Source organism: Pseudoflavitalea rhizosphaerae (genome assembly GCF_003991355.1).
Classification (GTDB): Bacteria; Bacteroidota; Bacteroidia; order Chitinophagales; family Chitinophagaceae; genus Pseudobacter; species Pseudobacter rhizosphaerae.
Genome location: NZ_RCSU01000014.1, coordinates 89,614 through 107,826, shown reverse-complemented (window position 1 = coordinate 107,826; position 18,213 = coordinate 89,614). Strand labels below are relative to the sequence as shown.

Genomic DNA, 18,213 nt, shown 5'->3' with positions numbered 1-18,213 from the left:
CTTATTGAAGGGCGATCAGTTTTTTGAATGTATTGTATGCTTTTCCACTTTCCAGGCTGTCTACCGCTGTCGCATAGGCCTGCTCGTAAGTGGCATGATTACCGGTGCAATGCAGCGCCATGGCGGCATTAGCCAGCACCACGGCATTCTGCGCCCAGCTACCTTCCCCTTTCAGGATCTTTGTAAAGAGTTTGGCTGCTTCTTCCACGCTGCTGCCGCCATAGATATCGGCAGGCGTTACAGCTCGCTTGCCGAGCTGTTCCGGGGTCATGATCTGTTCACCTTTGTTGGTGATCACTTTGGTATCGTTGGTGAGCGAGATCTCGTCATAACCATCCAGTCCATGAATAATGGTGAAAGCGCTGCTGCCCTGTTGCAAAAGATAATTGTACACACGCGCCATCTCCAGGCTGTAAACGCCTACCAGCTGGAATTTCGGAGAAGCGGGGTTCACCATCGGCCCCAGCATATTGAAGAAAGTGCGCATGCCAAGGTTCTTGCGGATAGGCCCTACGGTCTTCAAAGCAGGATGAAACATCGGCGCATGCAGGAAACAGATATTGGTTTCCTCCACTTCGCGTTTCAGGCTTCCTTTATCGTTCTTGAACCTGTATCCGAGTTGCTCCATCACATTGCTGGCGCCGCTGATACTGCTGGCTCCATAGTTGCCATGCTTGGCCACTTTCTGACCGGTGCCGGCAACAATGAAACAACTTAAGGTGGAAATATTGAAAGTGTTCTTCCCATCCCCGCCGGTACCAACGATATCGATGGTTTCATGGCCATTGAGATCAACCGGAACACAGAGTTCCAGCAGCGCATCACGGAAACCCTGTAATTCTTCTATAGTAATGCTTCGCATAAGGTAAACCGTCATGAATGCCGTAACCTCATGCTCATTGTACATTCCCTTGCCGATGCCTACCAGCGCTTCTTTGGCGGCAGTCCTGCTCAGGGATTTATGTGCGAATAATTGTTCTAAGATCTTTTTCATAATTGTCTTTTCACTGATTCAAAAAAATGGTTGATGACGCTGTTATTGCTTCAACCAGTTTCTCAGGATGGTTTCGCCCAGCGGCGTGAGCACACTTTCCGGATGGAACTGCACGCCCTGCACATCATACTTATTATGCTGCAATCCCATGATATAATTGTTCTCATCTCGCGCTGTGATAGTAATGTCTTTGGGAAATCCTTCCTCACTGATCACCCAGCTATGGTAACGGCCCACTTCAAAAGTATCGGGCAGACCTTCGTACAGATCTTTTTTGGTCCTCTTCAAAATATTCACCGGTGTAGCCACTCCGTGATACACGGTGCTCAGGTTCACCAACTTCCCACCGAAAGCCTCACCAATGGCCTGATGTCCCAAGCAAACGCCCAGTATGGATTTGCTGGAAGCGTACTCTTTGATCAGCGGAAGCAACATGCCTGCTTCTTCGGGAATACCAGGACCAGGACTGAGAATGATCTTATCATATTCTTTCACACCTTCCAGCGGCAGCTGATCGTTACGAACCACGTCCACGCGTTGATGCAGGATCTTCTCTACCAGGTGGACCAGGTTGTAAGTGAATGAATCGTAATTATCGAAAACTAATATTTTCACAAGGAATGTTTTACTGGTTAATTATTGAGCGATCTCTTCTGCAAACAGGATGGCTTTTTTCAGCGCTCCCAGTTTGTTGTTCACTTCCTGTAATTCGCTTTCTGGTTTGCTGGCGGCTACTACGCCCGCACCGGCCTGGTAATAAAGCGTATTGTTCCTGCTAAAAAAGGTTCGGATCATGATGGCGTGGATACAGGTGCCATCAAAGCCCATGAACCCGATGGCGCCGCCGTAATAGCTGCGGCTGGTGGGTTCCAGCCCATCGATCAGCTCGATGGCCTTAAACTTGGGTGCACCACTGAGCGTACCTGCGGGAAATGTTTTTGCCATCAGTTCGAATGGATTGGCATCAGTTCTTGTTTTGCCACTCACTTCACTCACAAGATGGATAACATGACTGTAATACTGCACCTGACGGTAATGTACCACCGAAACATCATCACATACCCTGCTGAGATCATTTCTTGCCAGGTCTACCAGCATTACATGCTCTGCATTTTCCTTGGCGTCTTTGAGGAGTTCCTGTGCAGCACGCTGATCGGTCTCATCGTCGCCTGTGCGTTTGAAAGTGCCGGCAATAGGATGAACGATGGCTTTGCCGTTTTGAATGAGGATCTGTGATTCGGGACTTGAACCGAGTAATTTGTAATCACCGTAATCGAAGAAGAAGAGATAGGGAGAAGGATTGATGGAGCGAAGGGCGCGGTATACATTGAACTCATCGCCGGTGAACTGTTGCTCGAAGCGGCGACTGAGCACTATCTGGAATACATCGCCGCGGTAGCAGTGCTGAATACCTTCCTTCACCATATTGCGGTAGGTTTCATCTTCCATATTGCTTGTTTCTTTTCCTACCGCCTTGAAAGGATACACCGGCACATCCTTGCTCCGGATCAACGATTCTACGGCATTGGTATCGCTTTCCAGTCCATCTATCAGGTTCTCGCAAAGGAAGAGCTCGTCTTTATAGTGATTGATCACGATCACGTACTGGTACAAACGATAACGCATGAAAGGGATGGCAGGCGTTTCCTTCGCTGATCTCAGCTGCAGGGTATCGAAGAACTGCACGGCATCGAAAGTGGTATAACCATACAAGCCCTGGGCATATTTTGCTTCCTTCAATTCTGATGGCGCCATCGTAAAGCGCTTCATGAAATCCCAGAGGATATTGGGCACATCCTGTACATTTTTGATACTATGCTTTTCAGGCGACTGCCCGGGCCATTTCAGTTCCAGTTGTTTGGTGGAACTGATCTCCATGCCCGCGATGGCATTGATACAGATGAAGGAATAGCTGTTCTCAGAACTGTGGTGATCAGTGCTTTCGAGCAGCACTGTATCCCGGAACCTGTCTCTCAGCCTGAGGTAGATCCCTACCGGCGTGAACACGTCCGCCAGCATCTTCTTGCATTTCGTTTGAACTGTGATTTGTTTCATATCGAGATTCAGGTATTGAAAAAAAGAAAAGGGCCCCGATTGTACATCGAGGCCCTTGAGTATTGTTATAAATATACAACAGTAGTGTTTACAAGCCCCGAATAGAGTTTGTATGCCACCACCACTGAATATTTTGAATTTGTTTGATCATGAGCTACAAAAGTACAGACAAAATTGAATTGACCAAATTTATTTCGCTGTGGCCGAAGAAGCGGCGGGTGGCCGGAAGGAGCGGCGGGTGGCCGAAGATGCAGCGGGTGGCCACTCGCTCGCCTCTGGCGAGTGAGTTTTATTCCGTCGCCTCCGGCGACACAGTGCTCGCCGGAGGCGAGCAAATATAAGTCACTCGCCAGAGGCGAGCGACTGGCCGCAGCGTGAGTATTTACAATACCCCCTTCGTGCTCGGCAAATGATTGCTCATCGGATCGCGCTTCACCGCCATCCGGATGGCTTTCGCAAATGCCTTGAAAATGGCTTCTATTTTGTGATGCTCATTATCACCATGACATTCGATCTGCAAATTACAACGCGCAGCATCGGAGAATGATTTGAAGAAATGGAAGAACATTTCAGTGGGCATTTCCCCTATACGTTCGCGTTTGAATTCAGCATTCCAGACCGTCCATGCCCTGCCTCCAAAATCGATCAGCACTTTAGCTTCAGCATCGTCCATCGGCAAAGCGAATCCATAGCGTTCCATGCCCCGCTTATCCGCCAGCGCCAACGCAAAAGCCTCGCCCAGCGCGATGCCCGTGTCCTCGATGGTATGATGCTCATCGATATGCAGATCGCCATTGGCGCGGATGGTCAAATCCATTTTTCCATGACGCGCGATCTGGTCCAGCATATGATCGAAGAAACCAAGACCTGTAAAGATCTGCGCCTTGCCTCTTCCATCCAGGTTCAGTTCTATCTTGATCTGCGTTTCATTGGTATTGCGTTCATGCACCACCTGGCGCAGTCCAAGTTTGAGGAAAGAATAGATCTCCGCCCAATCGATACTCTCCAGTGCTATCACGGGTTGCAGCGCAGCCACCTGGTCGCTGATCTCGGCAGCACCAAGACTGGCATCACCATTCAGCCAGATCGCTTTGCAGCCCAGGTTCTTGGCCAGTTGCACATCGGTGATGCGGTCCCCGATCACGAAAGAATTCTCGATATCGTAATTGGGATTGTTGAGGTACTGCGTGAGCATACCGGTACCGGGCTTGCGGGTTGGCAGGTTCTCTGCCGGAAAAGATTTGTCGATATGCACTGCACTGAAGTGGATCCCCTCTCCTTCCAGGCTTTTCATCACCAGGTTGTGCAGTGGCCAGAATGTGTCTTCAGGAAAACTGTCAGTGCCCAGTCCATCCTGGTTGGTCACCATTACCAGTTCGTAATCCAGTTCCCTGGCGATCTTCCCCATGTATTCGAACATTTTGGGATAGAAAGTCAGCTTGTCGAATGAGTCCAGTTGATAAGTGGGCGGCGCTTCATTGATCAGCGTGCCATCACGGTCTATAAATAAAATCCTTTTCATATCGAATCAAAAATACTTACTTCAGCTTACTCCGCACTGTTTTTACTTCTGCAGGAGTTACCGCGCTGGCTTTATTGGTAAAGCTGTTGCGGACATAGGTGAGCACATCGGCCACCTGCTGATCGGTAAGGAAATTGTGGGCCGACATATTATTGTCGTACACTTCCCCATCGATCTCGATCTCTTCATTCATTCCTTTCAGCACAATTTCGATCAGTCTTTTTTTATCGCCCAGTACAAAACTGGTGCGTTGCAATGGCGGGTTCAATCTCGGTACGCCACCGCCATCTGCCTGGTGACAGGCAAGGCAGTAAGTATCGTACACTTTTTTCCCATCTGTCATTGTCTTTTTTGCTATGGCGGCGGGCTTTGTCTGCCCGGGTTTTGTCTGTGTTGGTTTGGTTTGCGCGGGCTTTGTCTGTGCGGCCATCAGTATCACCAGTCCGATACCCGCTATCGCTGCGAAAAATACTTTCTTCATGGGAACGGTTTTAGTTGTTATTGTATGTTACTTTCCAGATCCTGCCTTTTTTGTCATCCGAAATAAATAGCGAGCCATCGGGGCCCTGCGCCAATCCACATGGACGGAAGCGTGCATTCCTCGGATCGATCTTTTCACCGGCAAATCCATCGGCAAAGATCTCGTAATCGCCGGCCGGCATTCCATTTTTCATTGGAAGAAATACTACAAAGTAACCTGTCTGCGGCCTCGGCGCCCTGTTCCATGATCCGTGAAAGGCAATGAAAGCTCCATTTTTATATTTTTCCGGAAACTGATTGCCGGTGTAAAACAGTAATGCATTAGGCGCCCAGTGACCAGGAAATGCGTAGATAGGCTTATTCATGCCGGCGCACCTGTCCTGTTTTTTCCCATCGCCTCCGTATTCCGGCGCCAGTATTTTTTTCTGCTGGAACTGGTCGTAATAACAATAAGGCCAGCCATAATTATCCCCTTTGCTGATGCGCAGCAATTCTTCTGCAGGCAGCTCGGCGCTTTGCTCTTCATTGTACATATCCGGGAAGAGCGTGTTCAGCATATCCCTGCCATGCTGCATGGCGTACAGTTGATTGGTGGTCTGGTTCCAATCCAGCCCCACCACATTGCGGATACCGGTAGCATACTTCACACCATTGTGATAGGACTGCCCCGTTTGATCGGCTTTGAACTGCCAGATGCCGCCGGTGGAATCCAGGAGCGGACAGGGGTCCATTGCAGGCGAACCAACAGTCCTGTCTGTGATCTGGCATGCATTGGAAGGAGAACCGATATTCACATAGATATTCCCATCATTATCCAGTACGATGGATTTTGTGTTATGCGTTCTTCGGTTAATCAATGCCGTTACGATATTCTCGGCTTTGCCGGTATCTATCACATCGCCTTTTTCATTGAGTTTGTAGCGGTACACATCAGTGTTTGAAGACGCATACAGGTAACCATTTTTGATGGTGATGCCGGTGCCACTGTAGTTGCCCCATCCTGTGATCTCATCGGCCACGCCATCCTTATTGGTGTCCCGGAGACGAAGTATCCCTTTTCCATTTTTTACCCTATCAAGCTTGGCATAGATATCGCCATTGGCTTGTGCAACGATATGTCTAACGGTACCGAGATTATCGGCCACCACTATGGCTTTGAAGCCTTTCGGCAGCTTGATGCCACCATTCTCTTCTTTTACTTTTCCTTTTTTCACACGGGTTGAATCACTGGCAAAAACCTGCGCGGAAAGCAGCATGGCAAGCGGCAGTATTTTTAAGATCGCATTCATTTTTTTACAGACTTTTTGATTGAATGTCTTAAAATTAAATGTTTTAGCCAGAATCAACTATTTATGCCAAGTAGCTTTGCAAGTATGCCAATAGAGCTTTATTTTCTGCCTCTGTTCCTACCGTGATGCGGAGGCAACCTTCGCAGAGAGTGACTGAACTTCTGTCGCGCACTACCACTCCTTTATCTGCCAGGTATTTGTAAATGCCTTTTGCATCCGTTACGCGCACCAGCAGGAAATTAGCATCGGAAGGATAGATCTTTTGTACCACAGGCAATTTGGCCAGTTCAGTTTCCAGGATACCGCGCTGCGTAACGATCTCGCGGATCATATCGTTCACCATTCCCACTTCTTCCAGCGCTTTGAGGGTCAGCTCCTGTGATGCCTGGTTGATATTGTAGGGAGGTTTCACTTTGTTCATCACATTGATGATGGGCTCGGAAGCAAATGCCAGCCCAACGCGCAGCGCCGCCAGTCCCCAGGCTTTGCTGAGGGTTTGCATCACCACCAGGTTGGGATAATCTTCCAGCTCCTGTGTGAAACTCCGGAAACGGGAGAAATTGATATAGGCTTCATCCAGCGCCACGATACCCCAGTAATTGTTAAGGATCACTTCCAGGTCTTCGCGGTTGAGCGAATTTCCGGTGGGGTTATTCGGAGAACAGAGAAAGATGATCTTGGTATTATCGTCCACCGCTTCTTCGATGGCAGGAAGGTCTAGTTGGAAATCAGCTGTGAGCGGCACTTTCTTGATGTAGACATCATTGATATTGGCGCTCACTTCATACATACCGTAAGTAGGTGGACAAATAATGATATTGTCTTTACCCGGTTCACAGAATGCACGGATGAGGATATCGATACATTCGTCGCTGCCATTGCCGATAAAAATATTGGAAGCAGGCACACCTTTTACTTCACTGAGTTTTTCTTTCACTTTCAGTTGCAGGGGATCGGGATATCGGTTATACCACTTCGTGAGTGGGCTACCGTATGCGTTTTCATTGGCATCGAGAAAGATGCTGGCTTCTCCTTTGAATTCATCGCGGGCGGAAGAATATGGAACGAGATTCTTGATATTCGGTCTTAAAAGATCATCGAGATTGAAGCTCATGATTTGGGAATTGTGGATCAAAAATTATTTTAATCGAACACGAACGGCATTGGCATGGGCCTGTAAACCCTCGGCTTCCGCCATTTCGATAACGGTCTGCCCGATGCGCTGCAGCCCCTCATTACTCAATTGCTGGAAAGTGATCTTGCGCACGAAGCTGTCTACACTCACACCACTGTACGCTCTTGCATACCCGTTAGTAGGAAGTGTATGGTTGGTGCCGCTGGCATAATCCCCCACACTTTCAGGTGAATAGTTACCGATGAATACAGAACCTGCGTTGATCACTTTTTCCGCCAGCGCTTCAGCATTGCTGCAACTCAGGATCAGGTGCTCGGCAGCATAGCTATTGAGTAGGTCCATTGCCTCTTCTTCAGTTTTTACAACAATCAGTTTACTGTTCTCCAAAGCTTTTGCAGCGATCTCTTTACGTGGTAAATTGTTCAGTTGTTCCTTCACTGCCTGTTCCACCTGCTGCAGCAGTTTTTCAGAACAGGTCACCAGCAATACCTGGCTATCGGCGCCATGTTCAGCCTGACTGAGCAGGTCTGCTGCGATAAAGGCAGGCGGCGCTGTTTCATCAGCATACACCGCCACTTCGCTGGGGCCGGCGGGCATATCGATGGCCAGTCCTTCCTGCTGAACCAGTTGCTTGGCGCAGGTCACGTACTGGTTGCCGGGACCAAATATCTTATACACCTGCGGAACAGATTCTGTACCATACGCCATTGCGCCGATAGCCTGTACGCCGCCGATGCGGAATACTTTCGTTACGCCAACGGTTTTCGCAGCAAACAAGATTGCCGGGTGCAGTTTTCCATTTTGATCGGGAGGAGAGCAAAGCACTATCTCACGGCAACCCGCAATCGAAGCTGGCACTCCCAGCATCAGGATGGTGGAAAACAGCGGAGCAGATCCGCCGGGAATATACAATCCCACGCGTTCTATGCCCACGCTTTTGCGCCAGCATTGAATGCCGGGCATGGTTTCGATGATCTCCGGAGTAGAAACCTGTTTGCTATGGAAAGTGAAAATATTTTCTTTCGCCGTGAGGATGGCCTGTTTCAGATCTGTCGACAATAATTGTTCAGCTTCATCGAAGTCAGCGGCAGGTACCTGCAATGAATCCAGTTGTGCTTTATCGAACTGGAGGGTGTAGTGTATCACGGCTGCATCGCCATTCTTTTTCACATCGTCCAGCACCCTGCGCACAGTAGCTTCCAATGACGCAGCATCGGCAACTGGTCTTTGCAGCAATGACGGGTATTTCGCCGGGTCCGGGTATTGATAGATTTTCATGATTACAGTTTTTTAATTCACCATTTTTTCGATGGGAACTACCAGGATGCCTTCGGCGCCCGCGGCTTTCAGTTCTTCGATGATATCCCAGAACCTGTCTTCACTCAGCACACTGTGCACACTGCTCCATCCTTCTTCCGCCAGTGGGAGCACTGTTGGGCTGCGCATACCCGGGAGAAGGCTGATGATGGCTTTCAGTTTATCATTGGGCGCATTCATCAATACATACTTGTTGCGTTTTGCTTTTTTCACTGCGCGGATACGGAAGAGTAAACGCTCCAGCAGTTGTTCCTGTTCTTTGCCCAGTCCATTGTTCCTGATCAGTACAGACTGCGATTGCAGGATGGATTCCACTTCTTTCAATCCGTTCATGAAGAGCGTTGATCCGCTGCTTACGAGATCGGCCACCACATCTGCCAGGCCGATGCCGGGAGCGATCTCCACCGAACCGCTGATCTCATGGATCTCAGCCTGCACCAGGTTTTCATTGAGCCATTTGTTCACCAGGAAGGGATAGCTGGTAGCGATGCGTTTCCCCTGGAGAGAGGCTACGCCTTCATATTCCATGGCACGGGGGATGGCTACAGAGAGCCGGCATTTTCCAAATCCCAGTTTTTCCACCACGGCTGCCTGTTTGTTCTTTTCAAGCAGTACATTCTCGCCCACGATCCCAATATCCGCCACACCATCTTCCACATATTGGGGAATATCATCATCACGGAGGAAGAACACTTCAAGCGGGAAATTGTCTGATTCCGTTTTCAGCCTGTCTTTTACATTGCGCAGGTCTATACCGCATTCCTTCAGCAGTTGCACTGAATCTTCGTACAGTCTGCCTGATTTCTGAATAGCGATGCGGAGTTTAGTCTGATCCATTTTGATTGGTTTGGATAATGAGCAAAAAAATAGGGCTTACCAGTGGTAAGCCCTTTGAATATTGTTTGGCATATGCACAACACCATCGGCCTACCTGCGCAGGTAAGTATGATGATGATGGATATGTGTAGTGCTGAATTTCATAATTGCGAGGCAAAAATACAGGAATCATGTTAACGGCAAAATATTTTTTTTGTTAGGATTTTAACAAGCGTTCATAAGCAGGCCCGATGGAATTCATTAATATTACTATAGTCAAGCGAAAAATATTATCATGAGCCCCAGGCAATTTTTCTTATCCCTGATGGCTGTAATAGCCATTTCCACTGTATCCAGTGCACAGACTGTTCCTGTTGTCCCCTCCGGTCCACAGCCGGTTTGGGCCGACGAATTCAATTATTCCGGGCTCCCGGACTCCAGCAAATGGAGCTACGATGTAGGCGGTGATGGCTGGGGTAATAACGAATGGCAATTCTATACAAATGGCAGGAAAGAGAATGTATGGGTGGAAAATGGAAAACTCGTCATCGAAGCACGCAAGGAAAATTTTGAAGGAAGGAATTTTACTTCAACACGGCTCATCTCGAAAGGTAAAGGCGACTGGCAATATGGAAGGATCGAAGTACGCGCCAAACTGCCCAAAGGAAGAGGCACCTGGCCTGCCATCTGGATGCTCGCCAGTTCGGATACACTCAGGTGGCCGGACGATGGAGAGATCGATATCATGGAACATGTTGGCTACAACCAGGGAATGATTCACGGCACCGTACATACGAAGAAATTCCACCACAGCATCGGAACGCAAAAAGGCGATTCTATTGCTGTTACTGATGCCTCTGAAAAATTCCATGTGTATGCAGTCGACTGGGATGCTGATTCCATCCGCATCAGTGTAGACAATAAAACCTATTTCACTTTCCATAATGAACATACCGGCAATGATGCCTGGCCCTTCGATAAAAAATTTCATTTGTTGCTCAATATCGCAGTGGGCGGCTCCTGGGGCGGACAGAAAGGAGTTGATGAAACTGTATTCCCTGCCAGGATGGAGATCGATTATGTAAGAGTGTATAAGTAGCGGGGTGATAAAAAGAGCGGCGTGCCGGCAATCGCTCGCCTCCCGGCGAGTGATTTATATTTAGTCGCCTCCGGCGACGGGGTGTTCGCCGGAGGCGAACAAATAAAAGTCACTCGCCAGAGGCGAGCGACTGGGCACAGCGAAATAAAAAAAGGGCCTTCCAAAAGACGGTTGGAAGACCCTGCGTAGACATAATTGGTAATAACCCCTAAGCAAAATACCAATGAACGCTCTCCTTGCATTCAGCAGTTTTGACACTGCATGAAAACACATCGTTGCATATCCGTTCAATATTTTCTTGCGAAAGGATCATCTTATTATTTTTTAGCGCCGCGTTTCTGCAGGTCAGCAACAGGAATCACCATCATGCGGCCAATTTCCTGATTTCCGCGATATGTGATCAATTTCAATGTTGATGCATCTTTCGGCGCCACCAGCGTTTGTGTATACCTGGGATAATAACGGTCAGGGAATGAATTGTCCCAGCTGTAATAAATATCCAGTCCTTCCACTTCAGTGCTTAGTTCCACTTTCAACACCCCGGAGGCAGCGTTGTATGCTGGTGCAACGATGGGATCATACATACTGGGCGCATATTTGATCTGCGCTTCATCCAGGCGGCCAAAATGCGATTCGGTCCGGGACACGAAATTGTTCCAGTTCCTCTTTTCTTTCGGGCTCCACAAACATTCAGCAATCGCAAAAGCACGGGGCCAAACCATATATTGCATGTGACGGGTATTGTACACCTGTTCTGTCCAGAGATTGGCTTGTCCGCCTTTCACCAGCTTTGGATCGGCGCCATCGGGAACCGGTTCCAGTTCATAGGCGGTCTTCAGTCTTAGTGTACTGTATACCGGTGGTTCGATGCTGGCATCGCCCTGCATAAAATCAATATACGCATTGGTATTTGGGCTCATCACCACTTCATGACCAAGCTTGATGGCTTCCAGACCGCCTTTCACACCTCGCCAGCTCATCACCGCTGCATTGGGCGCCAGGCCGCCTTCCAGGATCTCATCCCAGCCGATCATCTTCTTACCTTTTGCACTGATGATCTTCGACACACGCTTAACAAAATAACTTTGCACTTCATGCATGTCTTTCAGATCCTCTTTCTGCATGAGCTTCTTCACTGCGTCGCTCTTTTCCCAGAAATTTTTTGCACACTCATCTCCTCCCATATGGATGTATTCGAATGGAAAAAGGGCCGCCACTTCAGTGAACACTTTGTCCAGGAATTCATACGTGAATTCTCCTGCAGGATTCAGGCTGTTGTCATAGATAGCAGTGAACTTTCCGCCACCGAGCCAGTTCATCAGCTTCTCTCCGGAATTCACGCGCACGCCTTCGGGAAAATTAGCGAGCTCAGGATAGCTCTCGATGGCAGCGCTGCTATGACCAGGCACATCCACTTCAGGAAGGATATTCACAAAACGGTCGGCAGCGTATTGAATGATCTCTTTGATATCTTCCTGTGTATAGAAGCCGCCATAAGTTTTGGGCTCATCAGGTTCGGGCCTGGAGAAAGTACCCCAGGTACCGGTCTTGTCTACACGCCAAGCGCCTACAGAAGTTAGCTTAGGCAATGATTTTATTTCGATCCTCCAACCCTGGTCGTCTGTAAGATGCCAGTGCAGGAGATTGTATTTGTACTTTACCATATTATCAATGAACTCTTTCACTTCCGCCTTTGTGAAGAAGTGACGGCTTACATCCAGCATCAGTCCGCGCCATCCGAACCTTGGTTTGTCTGAAATGCTGAGAGCTGGCAGGTTCCAGCTTGCTTTTTTTACGAGGCTCTTTCCCGCGATCTCTTTAGGGAATAACTGCAGCAGCGTTTGCACGCCATAAAAAAGACCGGCAGGCTGATTGGCTTTGATGAACACGCCCTTGCTGTTCACCTGTAATGAATAACCTTCCTTACCCAATGCTGCATCTTCTTTTGAGTTCAGCTCTAGGGCAATGAGATTTGTCTTGATGGTCTTGGTAAGGCCATTGGCGAGCGGCAATCCATAACCCGTAACCGGACGCAGTTGGGCAGCCAGCATTTCGGCAACGCGAAAAGCTTCTTTGCCTGTAGCTTCGATGCGGCTCTGCGCATTCAGTTCATAAGACCCCGTTTGAAGGGAGTATGTTTCAGGCTGTGGAATGATCGAAGGCATCGTCTGGGCTGATGTTGCATATGAGCAGGCCAACAACGCAAACGCAATAGTGATTTTTTTCATATAATTTATTTGGACCGGAGTTTGGTGCGACTAAAATTAGGCATTTTATTTATTGGCATTCATTGAATACTGCAAATCATCGTATTCATTTAAAATCGGGCTGGTTTTTTATTCCTGTTTATGTATCTTTCAAAAAAAACCAACTGAACAATGAAAAAATTCCTCGTACCAACGGATTTTTCTGACACCTCTAAAAATGCTGCCAGGTTTGCCGTTCAGGCCGTAGCCAATGATCAGGACGCCACCATTATTCTGTACAATCTGCATGACCTGGTTGCTGCGGGCTCAGATGGTTCTTTGCTGACTGAAACTGAGAATGACCGGATGATTGTGCTGACTGAAGCACTCAACAACCTGAAAGCCGAACTGATTGCACTGGCTCCTCAGGCAAAAATCGAAATCGTTGCTGAAGCAGGTTCATCCCTCGTGGAAAACCTTGACCGATATGTGAGACATCATGGTATCCACCTGGTGGTGATGGGCATCACCGGCGCTACCCGTCTCGAACAGATCTTCATGGGAAGCAATACCCTCAACCTGGTTGATAAAGGTATCTGCCCGGTAATGATCATCCCTCCCGATGCCACTTACCATCCTATCAGGAACGTTGCACTGGCTTCCGACCTCAAAGACGTGGAAACCACTACCCCGGTTGCTCCCATCAAGGCCATACTGAAACTCTTCAATGCTTCCCTGCACGTGGTGAACGTAGACAGTGAGCACTATGTAGATATCACCGATGAATACAAGGCAGAAAGGGTAAAACTGGAAAAAATGTTTTCCGGATACAACCCTGAGTTCTATTTTATTCGTCAATATGATTTTCAGGAAGCGATCAGCCAGTTCTCTATCGACAGGGCTATCGATGCCATTGTGATCGTTCCCAAACGCAACAGCTTCCTCAGCGGGCTGTTCAAAACCAGCCATACGAAGAGACTGGCCTACCATAGCCATATTCCCATTGTGGCCATTCACGAATAATTCAGCGCTAATTGCTTATACGAGGTTGTACCTTTGCGGTGCAACCTTCTTTTTTATCTGAGAATTTATGATGATCCTGAAAAAAGTGGCCTACGCATTCGCACTCTGTGCCGGCCTCACCTATATCGGACTGAAGTTCACCTGGCCGGATACCGGTTGGTATACTATTTTTATGTCCCTTCAGTTTGCAGCTTTCATTGTTTTGCTTCTATTTCTTCTGTTGTTCGGCAAACTGATCAAAATGCAGCCATTAAAGGCTTACCTGCTGGCTACGGTTTGCGCTTATATCGGCTACCTGCTTGCGCTGAAGGCCATCAATAATCCGGGCGACAGTATTCGGGTTGCCCTTACGAAACTTCATAGCGGTAAGGATTTTGTGCCTACCCTGTTGAGTTTCCTGCTGGCAAATACGGCAATACTGATTTACACTTTTTTTGAAGAAAGGGCGAAGAAAGCGGCATAGTCTTGCTAAGAACCGGGCAGGCTCCACCCGCCTTATGACGCTCGTTTCAGGCTAAAGTAACGCCAAAGTTCAGTGGATATTACTTATATGACACTTAGATATTACATAGATATCCTTTAGATGATATTTCTTTATTAAGATAAGTGATATCCAGGCATCTGCTATTTCCCTGATATATAATAACAGGAAAAGAAGAATCCGGTCCGTTGAATATTCTCTAACTTCATGCAAACGCAGGCTATGATCAGTTTCAGTCATGAAGTGTTTTTTGAAGTGGCCTCACAACTCAGCTTTTCCCGCGCAGCGGAGGCATTGTTCATCTCCCAACCTGCTATCACCCGGCATATTCAAACCCTCGAAAAGAATTACGGCGCCAGTTTATTTGAAAGAAAAGGGAATGCCATCTCTCTGACCACAGAGGGCAAATTACTACTGGTCTATGTAACGAAAGCAAGAGAATTGCAGCGTCAATTGTCGTTTGACATGAGCCGTCAGGAAGATATCCATCAGGCCAAAGGATCTCTCACATTGGGCACCAGTACTACCATCACATTGTACGTGATCCCACCCGTGTTCTCTGCTTTCCATCAGCAATATCCGAATATCGATCTTACACTTGTTAACCGTAATTCGGAAAATATCCTTAAAGCACTGCTGGATCATGAGATCGATCTTGGTGTTACCGAAGGAAAGAAACAATTGACTTCCGTGAAATACCAGTTCTTCATCTCCGATGAAGTAGTGCCTATTTGCAGCGCAAGAAGTCCGCTTGCAAAAAAGAAAAGTATACAACCTGAAGAGCTCAAACAGATCCCGGTGGCGCTGCGCGAAAGAGGATCAGGCACTTTACAGGCCGTTACAGAAGCATTGCAGAAAAATAAAATGAGCATTGCAGACATCCGTCATAAAATAGTGTTGGGCGGTACGGAAGCCCTCAAAAATTTCCTGCTGGATGACACCTGTGTTGGTTTCCTTCCGCTCCGCTCTGTTGTAAAGCAATTGAAGAACGGGGAACTGGTGCGGCTCAATATCCCCGGAATGAGCATCCAGCGCGACTTCTACTTTGTTCAAAGACGCGACTCCGAAGCAGACCGGATCAACCAGTTATTCATAAAACTAGCCCTTCGTTATAACAAAAAGTTATAGCGTATAAGTAAACAGCATTAGAGGCAATGCAGCGTCTTCCTACTTTTACACGGTCATTAGCGAGTAATAGTGAGTTTATGAAAGTAGTACAACAACACAGCACATTAGCCCGGCTGGTATGCTCATCCTGCGGAAATGCGTTCTCCATCTTTGAACCACAAACATATTCCTCCTGCTGCCAGCAGCCATTGATTGCGGAATACGATCTTCCCCGGATTTCTCCTTCAATATTGCAACAACGTCCAACCACTATGTGGCGGTATGCAGAAATGCTGCCGGTACTGGACCCGGAAAATATCGTTAGCCTGGGTGAGGGCATGACGCCCATGATCTATCCCAAACGCCTAACCGAAAAATTTGATCTTCCTTTTTTTCACATCAAAGATGAATCCGGAAATCCTACAGGATCATTCAAGGCGCGTGGCATCAGTGCGGCCGTGAGCAAGGCAAAGGAGTTCGGTTTTGAAGGCTGCATAGTTCCCACCGCCGGCAATGCAGGTGGCGCTATGGCTGCGTATTGCGCTGCAGCAGGAATGAAAGCAATAGTAGTGATGCCATCTCATACACCTGATGTATTCAAGGAAGAATGCAGGCTGTTCGGTGCAAACCTGGTTCTGGTGGATGGATTGATCAGCGATTGCGCAAAACGCGTTGCAACACTTAAACAAAGCCTTCCATTTTTCGATATTTCCACTATGAAAGAGCCATACCGCCTGGAAGGAAAGAAAACGATGGGATATGAAATTGCAGAGCAATTCGATTTCGACCTTCCCGATGTTATCCTCTATCCTACCGGCGGGGGCACGGGATTGCTAGGCATGTGGAAAGCATTCAATGAAATGGAAACAATGGGCTGGATCGGTTCCAAACGCCCGCGCATGATCGCTGTACAGGCAGCCAATTGCCAGCCTATTGCTGAAAGATTTGCAGGTAATATCATTTCTGTGAAAGAGTATGTGGGACAAGCATCGCTCGCCAATGGGCTTGCAGTGCCGCACCCTTTTGCAGAGAACATGATCATGCGTGTGTTGAAAGAATCCGGAGGAATACCCGTTGCCATCAGTGATGAAGCCATGATCGATGCAGTGAAGCTGATTGCAAGGGAAGAAGGATTGCTGGTAGCCCCTGAAGGTGCATCGCTATGGGTGGCATTGCTGCAACTGATAAATGAGGGATTGATCCGTCGCGATGAAAATATTCTCATGCTGAATACCGGCAGTGGCTACAAGTATTTGCAAAACCTGTGAGCAAAGCTGTATCTTGTATTGAGAAATCATTTATTTCATGACAAGCAGCGCTAAAACTCAGGGCAGATCCAACAACTCTTCCAAAGAAAACAGACCCATCCGCGTGTATGCAGCTATCCTTATGCTGGTGATACTGATCGCCGGTATTCTTTACTTCACCCGCGATCAACCTGTCCCCAAAGAGATCAGGGACGCTGTTTCCTCAGGCGAAAAGCGAGACTCCTTATGGACATACAATCCTTCATCACCCGATAACATAGCCTTGAAAGTGCCCAATGGCAATAAGTTCGAGTTGGAAAGAAATGGCAATGCCATTGGTATGTTCAAAGTGAATGGCAGAGCCCTTACCAATCCTGAAGAAATGGAACAATACCAACGGGAACTGGCCGCCATGCTGAACGAATTGAACAAAAGGAAAAAGGCGCAATAATTTTTAATTATGCAGGAAAACATGTTCGATGCCGCTTACTGGGACGATCAATATCTCCATTACAAACCGGGCTGGGATATCGGTTATCCATCAACGCCGCTGAAAGAATATATTGATCAGCTAACTGACAAGAATATCCGCATCCTCATTCCCGGATGCGGGAATGGCTATGAAGCCGAATACCTGTTACAGCAAGGATTTCAGCAGGTTACTGTAATAGATATTTCACCAGTACTTACCAAAATCTTTTCCGAAAAATTCCAATCCTATATTAGCAAACAACTAACCGTGGTCACAGGAGATTTCTTTGATCATCACGGTCAATACGATCTCATTCTGGAGCAAACATTCTTTTGTGTTTTTCCACCTCAATACAGGGAGAAATATGTACAGCATGTGAAGGAGTTGCTGGCTCCGGGCGGAACTATTGCAGGAGTATTATTCAACAGGGAGTTCGATAGCGCACCTCCTTTCGGTGGAAAAATGGAAGACTACATTCCTGTTTTCCAGAAATACCTTGACCTGATAAAGATGGAGCCCTGCTACAACTCTATCAAACCAAGGGAAGGAGCAGAAGTATTTTTTATTGCGGGGAAAAGCTAAGCGACTCTGGAAGATTGCCTTCAATTTGTTATTAGAAGCGAATTGCTTAAATTTACAATATGCAGCTTTCGATAAAAGATCAACTATTACTTCAACAATTCTTTGCAGGTATTCCTGTAAAAAGGGCCTATTTGTTTGGATCGATGGCCCGCGGCGAAGCTGACGCTAAAAGTGATATCGATATTCTGGTTGAGCTTGATCATTCTCAACCAATTGGAATGAAGTTTTTCATTTACCAATCAGATCTTGAAGAGTTGTTACATAAAAAGGTGGACCTGGTTACAACCGAAGGACTTTCTCACCTGGTAAAACCTTATATCGACAAGGATAAGATACTTATCTATGAAAGGACTGCTCACTAATAAAATTAGGATCTTACATATACTGGAAGCAATCAACGAAATCGAG

General features: G+C 47.5%; 19 protein-coding genes. 9 read left to right on the top strand and 10 right to left on the bottom strand.

Going from position 1 to position 18,213, the window contains the following annotated elements:
- Position 1: 1 nt before the first annotated feature.
- Genes trpD through D9Y29_RS21490 form a run of 3 tightly spaced genes read right to left on the bottom strand, consistent with a single transcriptional unit; the run spans position 2 to position 3,049 of the window.
- Positions 2-994, bottom strand: a complete 993-nt coding sequence (gene trpD, locus D9Y29_RS21500) for an anthranilate phosphoribosyltransferase (RefSeq protein WP_127132165.1) — start codon at positions 992-994, stop codon at positions 2-4.
- A gap of 42 nt (positions 995-1,036) precedes the next feature.
- On the bottom strand, positions 1,037-1,609 hold the full coding sequence (locus D9Y29_RS21495) for an anthranilate synthase component II (RefSeq protein ID WP_127132163.1): 573 nt from the start codon (positions 1,607-1,609) through the stop codon (positions 1,037-1,039).
- A gap of 21 nt (positions 1,610-1,630) precedes the next feature.
- Positions 1,631-3,049, bottom strand: a complete 1,419-nt coding sequence (locus D9Y29_RS21490; protein WP_127132161.1) for an anthranilate synthase component I family protein — start codon at positions 3,047-3,049, stop codon at positions 1,631-1,633.
- A gap of 149 nt (positions 3,050-3,198) precedes the next feature.
- Between D9Y29_RS21490 and D9Y29_RS21485 the strand changes: the two genes are divergently transcribed.
- Positions 3,199-3,390, top strand: coding sequence for a hypothetical protein (locus D9Y29_RS21485; protein ID WP_127132159.1), 192 nt, complete (start codon positions 3,199-3,201; stop codon positions 3,388-3,390).
- A 41-nt stretch (positions 3,391-3,431) separates the two neighbouring features.
- Here D9Y29_RS21485 and hisB read toward each other — a convergent pair whose 3' ends face one another.
- The 6 genes from hisB to hisG form a co-directional block, all read right to left on the bottom strand.
- Entirely contained in the window at positions 3,432-4,571 is a 1,140-nt protein-coding gene (hisB, locus tag D9Y29_RS21480; RefSeq protein ID WP_127132157.1) for a bifunctional histidinol-phosphatase/imidazoleglycerol-phosphate dehydratase HisB, read from the bottom strand.
- Between the two features lie 16 nt (positions 4,572-4,587).
- Positions 4,588-5,052, bottom strand: coding sequence for a c-type cytochrome (locus D9Y29_RS21475; RefSeq protein ID WP_127132155.1), 465 nt, complete (start codon positions 5,050-5,052; stop codon positions 4,588-4,590).
- A 10-nt stretch (positions 5,053-5,062) separates the two neighbouring features.
- Positions 5,063-6,340, bottom strand: a complete 1,278-nt coding sequence (locus tag D9Y29_RS21470; RefSeq protein WP_127132153.1) for a PQQ-dependent sugar dehydrogenase — start codon at positions 6,338-6,340, stop codon at positions 5,063-5,065.
- 61 nt (positions 6,341-6,401) lie between these two features.
- Positions 6,402-7,454: a histidinol-phosphate transaminase gene (gene hisC, locus D9Y29_RS21465; RefSeq protein ID WP_127132151.1), complete on the bottom strand. Its 1,053-nt coding sequence runs from the start codon at positions 7,452-7,454 to the stop codon at positions 6,402-6,404.
- A 24-nt stretch (positions 7,455-7,478) separates the two neighbouring features.
- Positions 7,479-8,753, bottom strand: a complete 1,275-nt coding sequence (hisD, locus tag D9Y29_RS21460) for a histidinol dehydrogenase (protein WP_127132149.1) — start codon at positions 8,751-8,753, stop codon at positions 7,479-7,481.
- 12 nt (positions 8,754-8,765) lie between these two features.
- Positions 8,766-9,629 carry an ATP phosphoribosyltransferase gene (gene hisG / locus D9Y29_RS21455; protein WP_127132147.1) on the bottom strand — a complete coding sequence of 288 codons (864 nt, stop codon included), beginning with the start codon at positions 9,627-9,629 and terminating at the stop codon, positions 8,766-8,768.
- A 274-nt stretch (positions 9,630-9,903) separates the two neighbouring features.
- Between hisG and D9Y29_RS21450 the strand changes: the two genes are divergently transcribed.
- Positions 9,904-10,707, top strand: a complete 804-nt coding sequence (locus tag D9Y29_RS21450; protein WP_127132145.1) for a glycoside hydrolase family 16 protein — start codon at positions 9,904-9,906, stop codon at positions 10,705-10,707.
- Between the two features lie 317 nt (positions 10,708-11,024).
- On the opposite strand, the gene D9Y29_RS21445 is transcribed toward D9Y29_RS21450, so the two are convergent.
- Positions 11,025-12,935, bottom strand: coding sequence for a beta-N-acetylhexosaminidase (locus D9Y29_RS21445; RefSeq protein WP_127132143.1), 1,911 nt, complete (start codon positions 12,933-12,935; stop codon positions 11,025-11,027).
- 150 nt (positions 12,936-13,085) lie between these two features.
- On the opposite strand from D9Y29_RS21445, the gene D9Y29_RS21440 reads away from it, so the two are divergent.
- From D9Y29_RS21440 to D9Y29_RS21410, 7 genes are all read left to right on the top strand, one after another.
- On the top strand, positions 13,086-13,916 hold the full coding sequence (locus D9Y29_RS21440) for a universal stress protein (RefSeq protein WP_127132141.1): 831 nt from the start codon (positions 13,086-13,088) through the stop codon (positions 13,914-13,916).
- A 67-nt stretch (positions 13,917-13,983) separates the two neighbouring features.
- Positions 13,984-14,379, top strand: a complete 396-nt coding sequence (locus D9Y29_RS21435; RefSeq protein ID WP_127132139.1) for a hypothetical protein — start codon at positions 13,984-13,986, stop codon at positions 14,377-14,379.
- 225 nt (positions 14,380-14,604) lie between these two features.
- Positions 14,605-15,525, top strand: a complete 921-nt coding sequence (locus D9Y29_RS21430) for a LysR substrate-binding domain-containing protein (protein WP_241238010.1) — start codon at positions 14,605-14,607, stop codon at positions 15,523-15,525.
- A 77-nt stretch (positions 15,526-15,602) separates the two neighbouring features.
- Positions 15,603-16,772, top strand: a complete 1,170-nt coding sequence (locus D9Y29_RS21425; RefSeq protein ID WP_127132137.1) for a threonine synthase — start codon at positions 15,603-15,605, stop codon at positions 16,770-16,772.
- 37 nt (positions 16,773-16,809) lie between these two features.
- On the top strand, positions 16,810-17,202 hold the full coding sequence (locus D9Y29_RS21420; RefSeq protein ID WP_127132135.1) for a hypothetical protein: 393 nt from the start codon (positions 16,810-16,812) through the stop codon (positions 17,200-17,202).
- Positions 17,203-17,211: 9 nt separating this feature from the next.
- Positions 17,212-17,805: a methyltransferase domain-containing protein gene (locus tag D9Y29_RS21415; RefSeq protein ID WP_206513839.1), complete on the top strand. Its 594-nt coding sequence runs from the start codon at positions 17,212-17,214 to the stop codon at positions 17,803-17,805.
- A 59-nt stretch (positions 17,806-17,864) separates the two neighbouring features.
- Positions 17,865-18,167, top strand: a complete 303-nt coding sequence (locus tag D9Y29_RS21410; protein ID WP_127132133.1) for a nucleotidyltransferase family protein — start codon at positions 17,865-17,867, stop codon at positions 18,165-18,167.
- The last annotated feature ends 46 nt before the right edge of the window (positions 18,168-18,213 follow it).

Excerpts from the sequence above, each read along its gene's own strand:
- D9Y29_RS21445 (WP_127132143.1), bottom strand. The coding sequence starts at position 12,935 with ATGAAAAAAATCACTATTGCGTTTGCGTTGTTGGCCTGCTCATATGCA.
- D9Y29_RS21485 (WP_127132159.1), top strand. The coding sequence starts at position 3,199 with ATGAGCTACAAAAGTACAGACAAAATTGAATTGACCAAATTTATTTCG.
- hisC (WP_127132151.1), bottom strand. The coding sequence starts at position 7,454 with ATGAGCTTCAATCTCGATGATCTTTTAAGACCGAATATCAAGAATCTC.
- D9Y29_RS21440 (WP_127132141.1), top strand. The coding sequence starts at position 13,086 with ATGAAAAAATTCCTCGTACCAACGGATTTTTCTGACACCTCTAAAAAT.
- hisB (WP_127132157.1), bottom strand. The coding sequence starts at position 4,571 with ATGAAAAGGATTTTATTTATAGACCGTGATGGCACGCTGATCAATGAA.
- D9Y29_RS21420 (WP_127132135.1), top strand. The coding sequence starts at position 16,810 with ATGACAAGCAGCGCTAAAACTCAGGGCAGATCCAACAACTCTTCCAAA.
- D9Y29_RS21450 (WP_127132145.1), top strand. The coding sequence starts at position 9,904 with ATGAGCCCCAGGCAATTTTTCTTATCCCTGATGGCTGTAATAGCCATT.
- D9Y29_RS21470 (WP_127132153.1), bottom strand. The coding sequence starts at position 6,340 with ATGAATGCGATCTTAAAAATACTGCCGCTTGCCATGCTGCTTTCCGCG.
- hisG (WP_127132147.1), bottom strand. The coding sequence starts at position 9,629 with ATGGATCAGACTAAACTCCGCATCGCTATTCAGAAATCAGGCAGACTG.
- D9Y29_RS21415 (WP_206513839.1), top strand. The coding sequence starts at position 17,212 with ATGCAGGAAAACATGTTCGATGCCGCTTACTGGGACGATCAATATCTC.
- D9Y29_RS21490 (WP_127132161.1), bottom strand. The coding sequence starts at position 3,049 with ATGAAACAAATCACAGTTCAAACGAAATGCAAGAAGATGCTGGCGGAC.
- trpD (WP_127132165.1), bottom strand. The coding sequence starts at position 994 with ATGAAAAAGATCTTAGAACAATTATTCGCACATAAATCCCTGAGCAGG.
- D9Y29_RS21410 (WP_127132133.1), top strand. The coding sequence starts at position 17,865 with ATGCAGCTTTCGATAAAAGATCAACTATTACTTCAACAATTCTTTGCA.
- hisD (WP_127132149.1), bottom strand. The coding sequence starts at position 8,753 with ATGAAAATCTATCAATACCCGGACCCGGCGAAATACCCGTCATTGCTG.
- D9Y29_RS21475 (WP_127132155.1), bottom strand. The coding sequence starts at position 5,052 with ATGAAGAAAGTATTTTTCGCAGCGATAGCGGGTATCGGACTGGTGATA.
- D9Y29_RS21425 (WP_127132137.1), top strand. The coding sequence starts at position 15,603 with ATGAAAGTAGTACAACAACACAGCACATTAGCCCGGCTGGTATGCTCA.
- D9Y29_RS21430 (WP_241238010.1), top strand. The coding sequence starts at position 14,605 with ATGCAAACGCAGGCTATGATCAGTTTCAGTCATGAAGTGTTTTTTGAA.
- D9Y29_RS21435 (WP_127132139.1), top strand. The coding sequence starts at position 13,984 with ATGATGATCCTGAAAAAAGTGGCCTACGCATTCGCACTCTGTGCCGGC.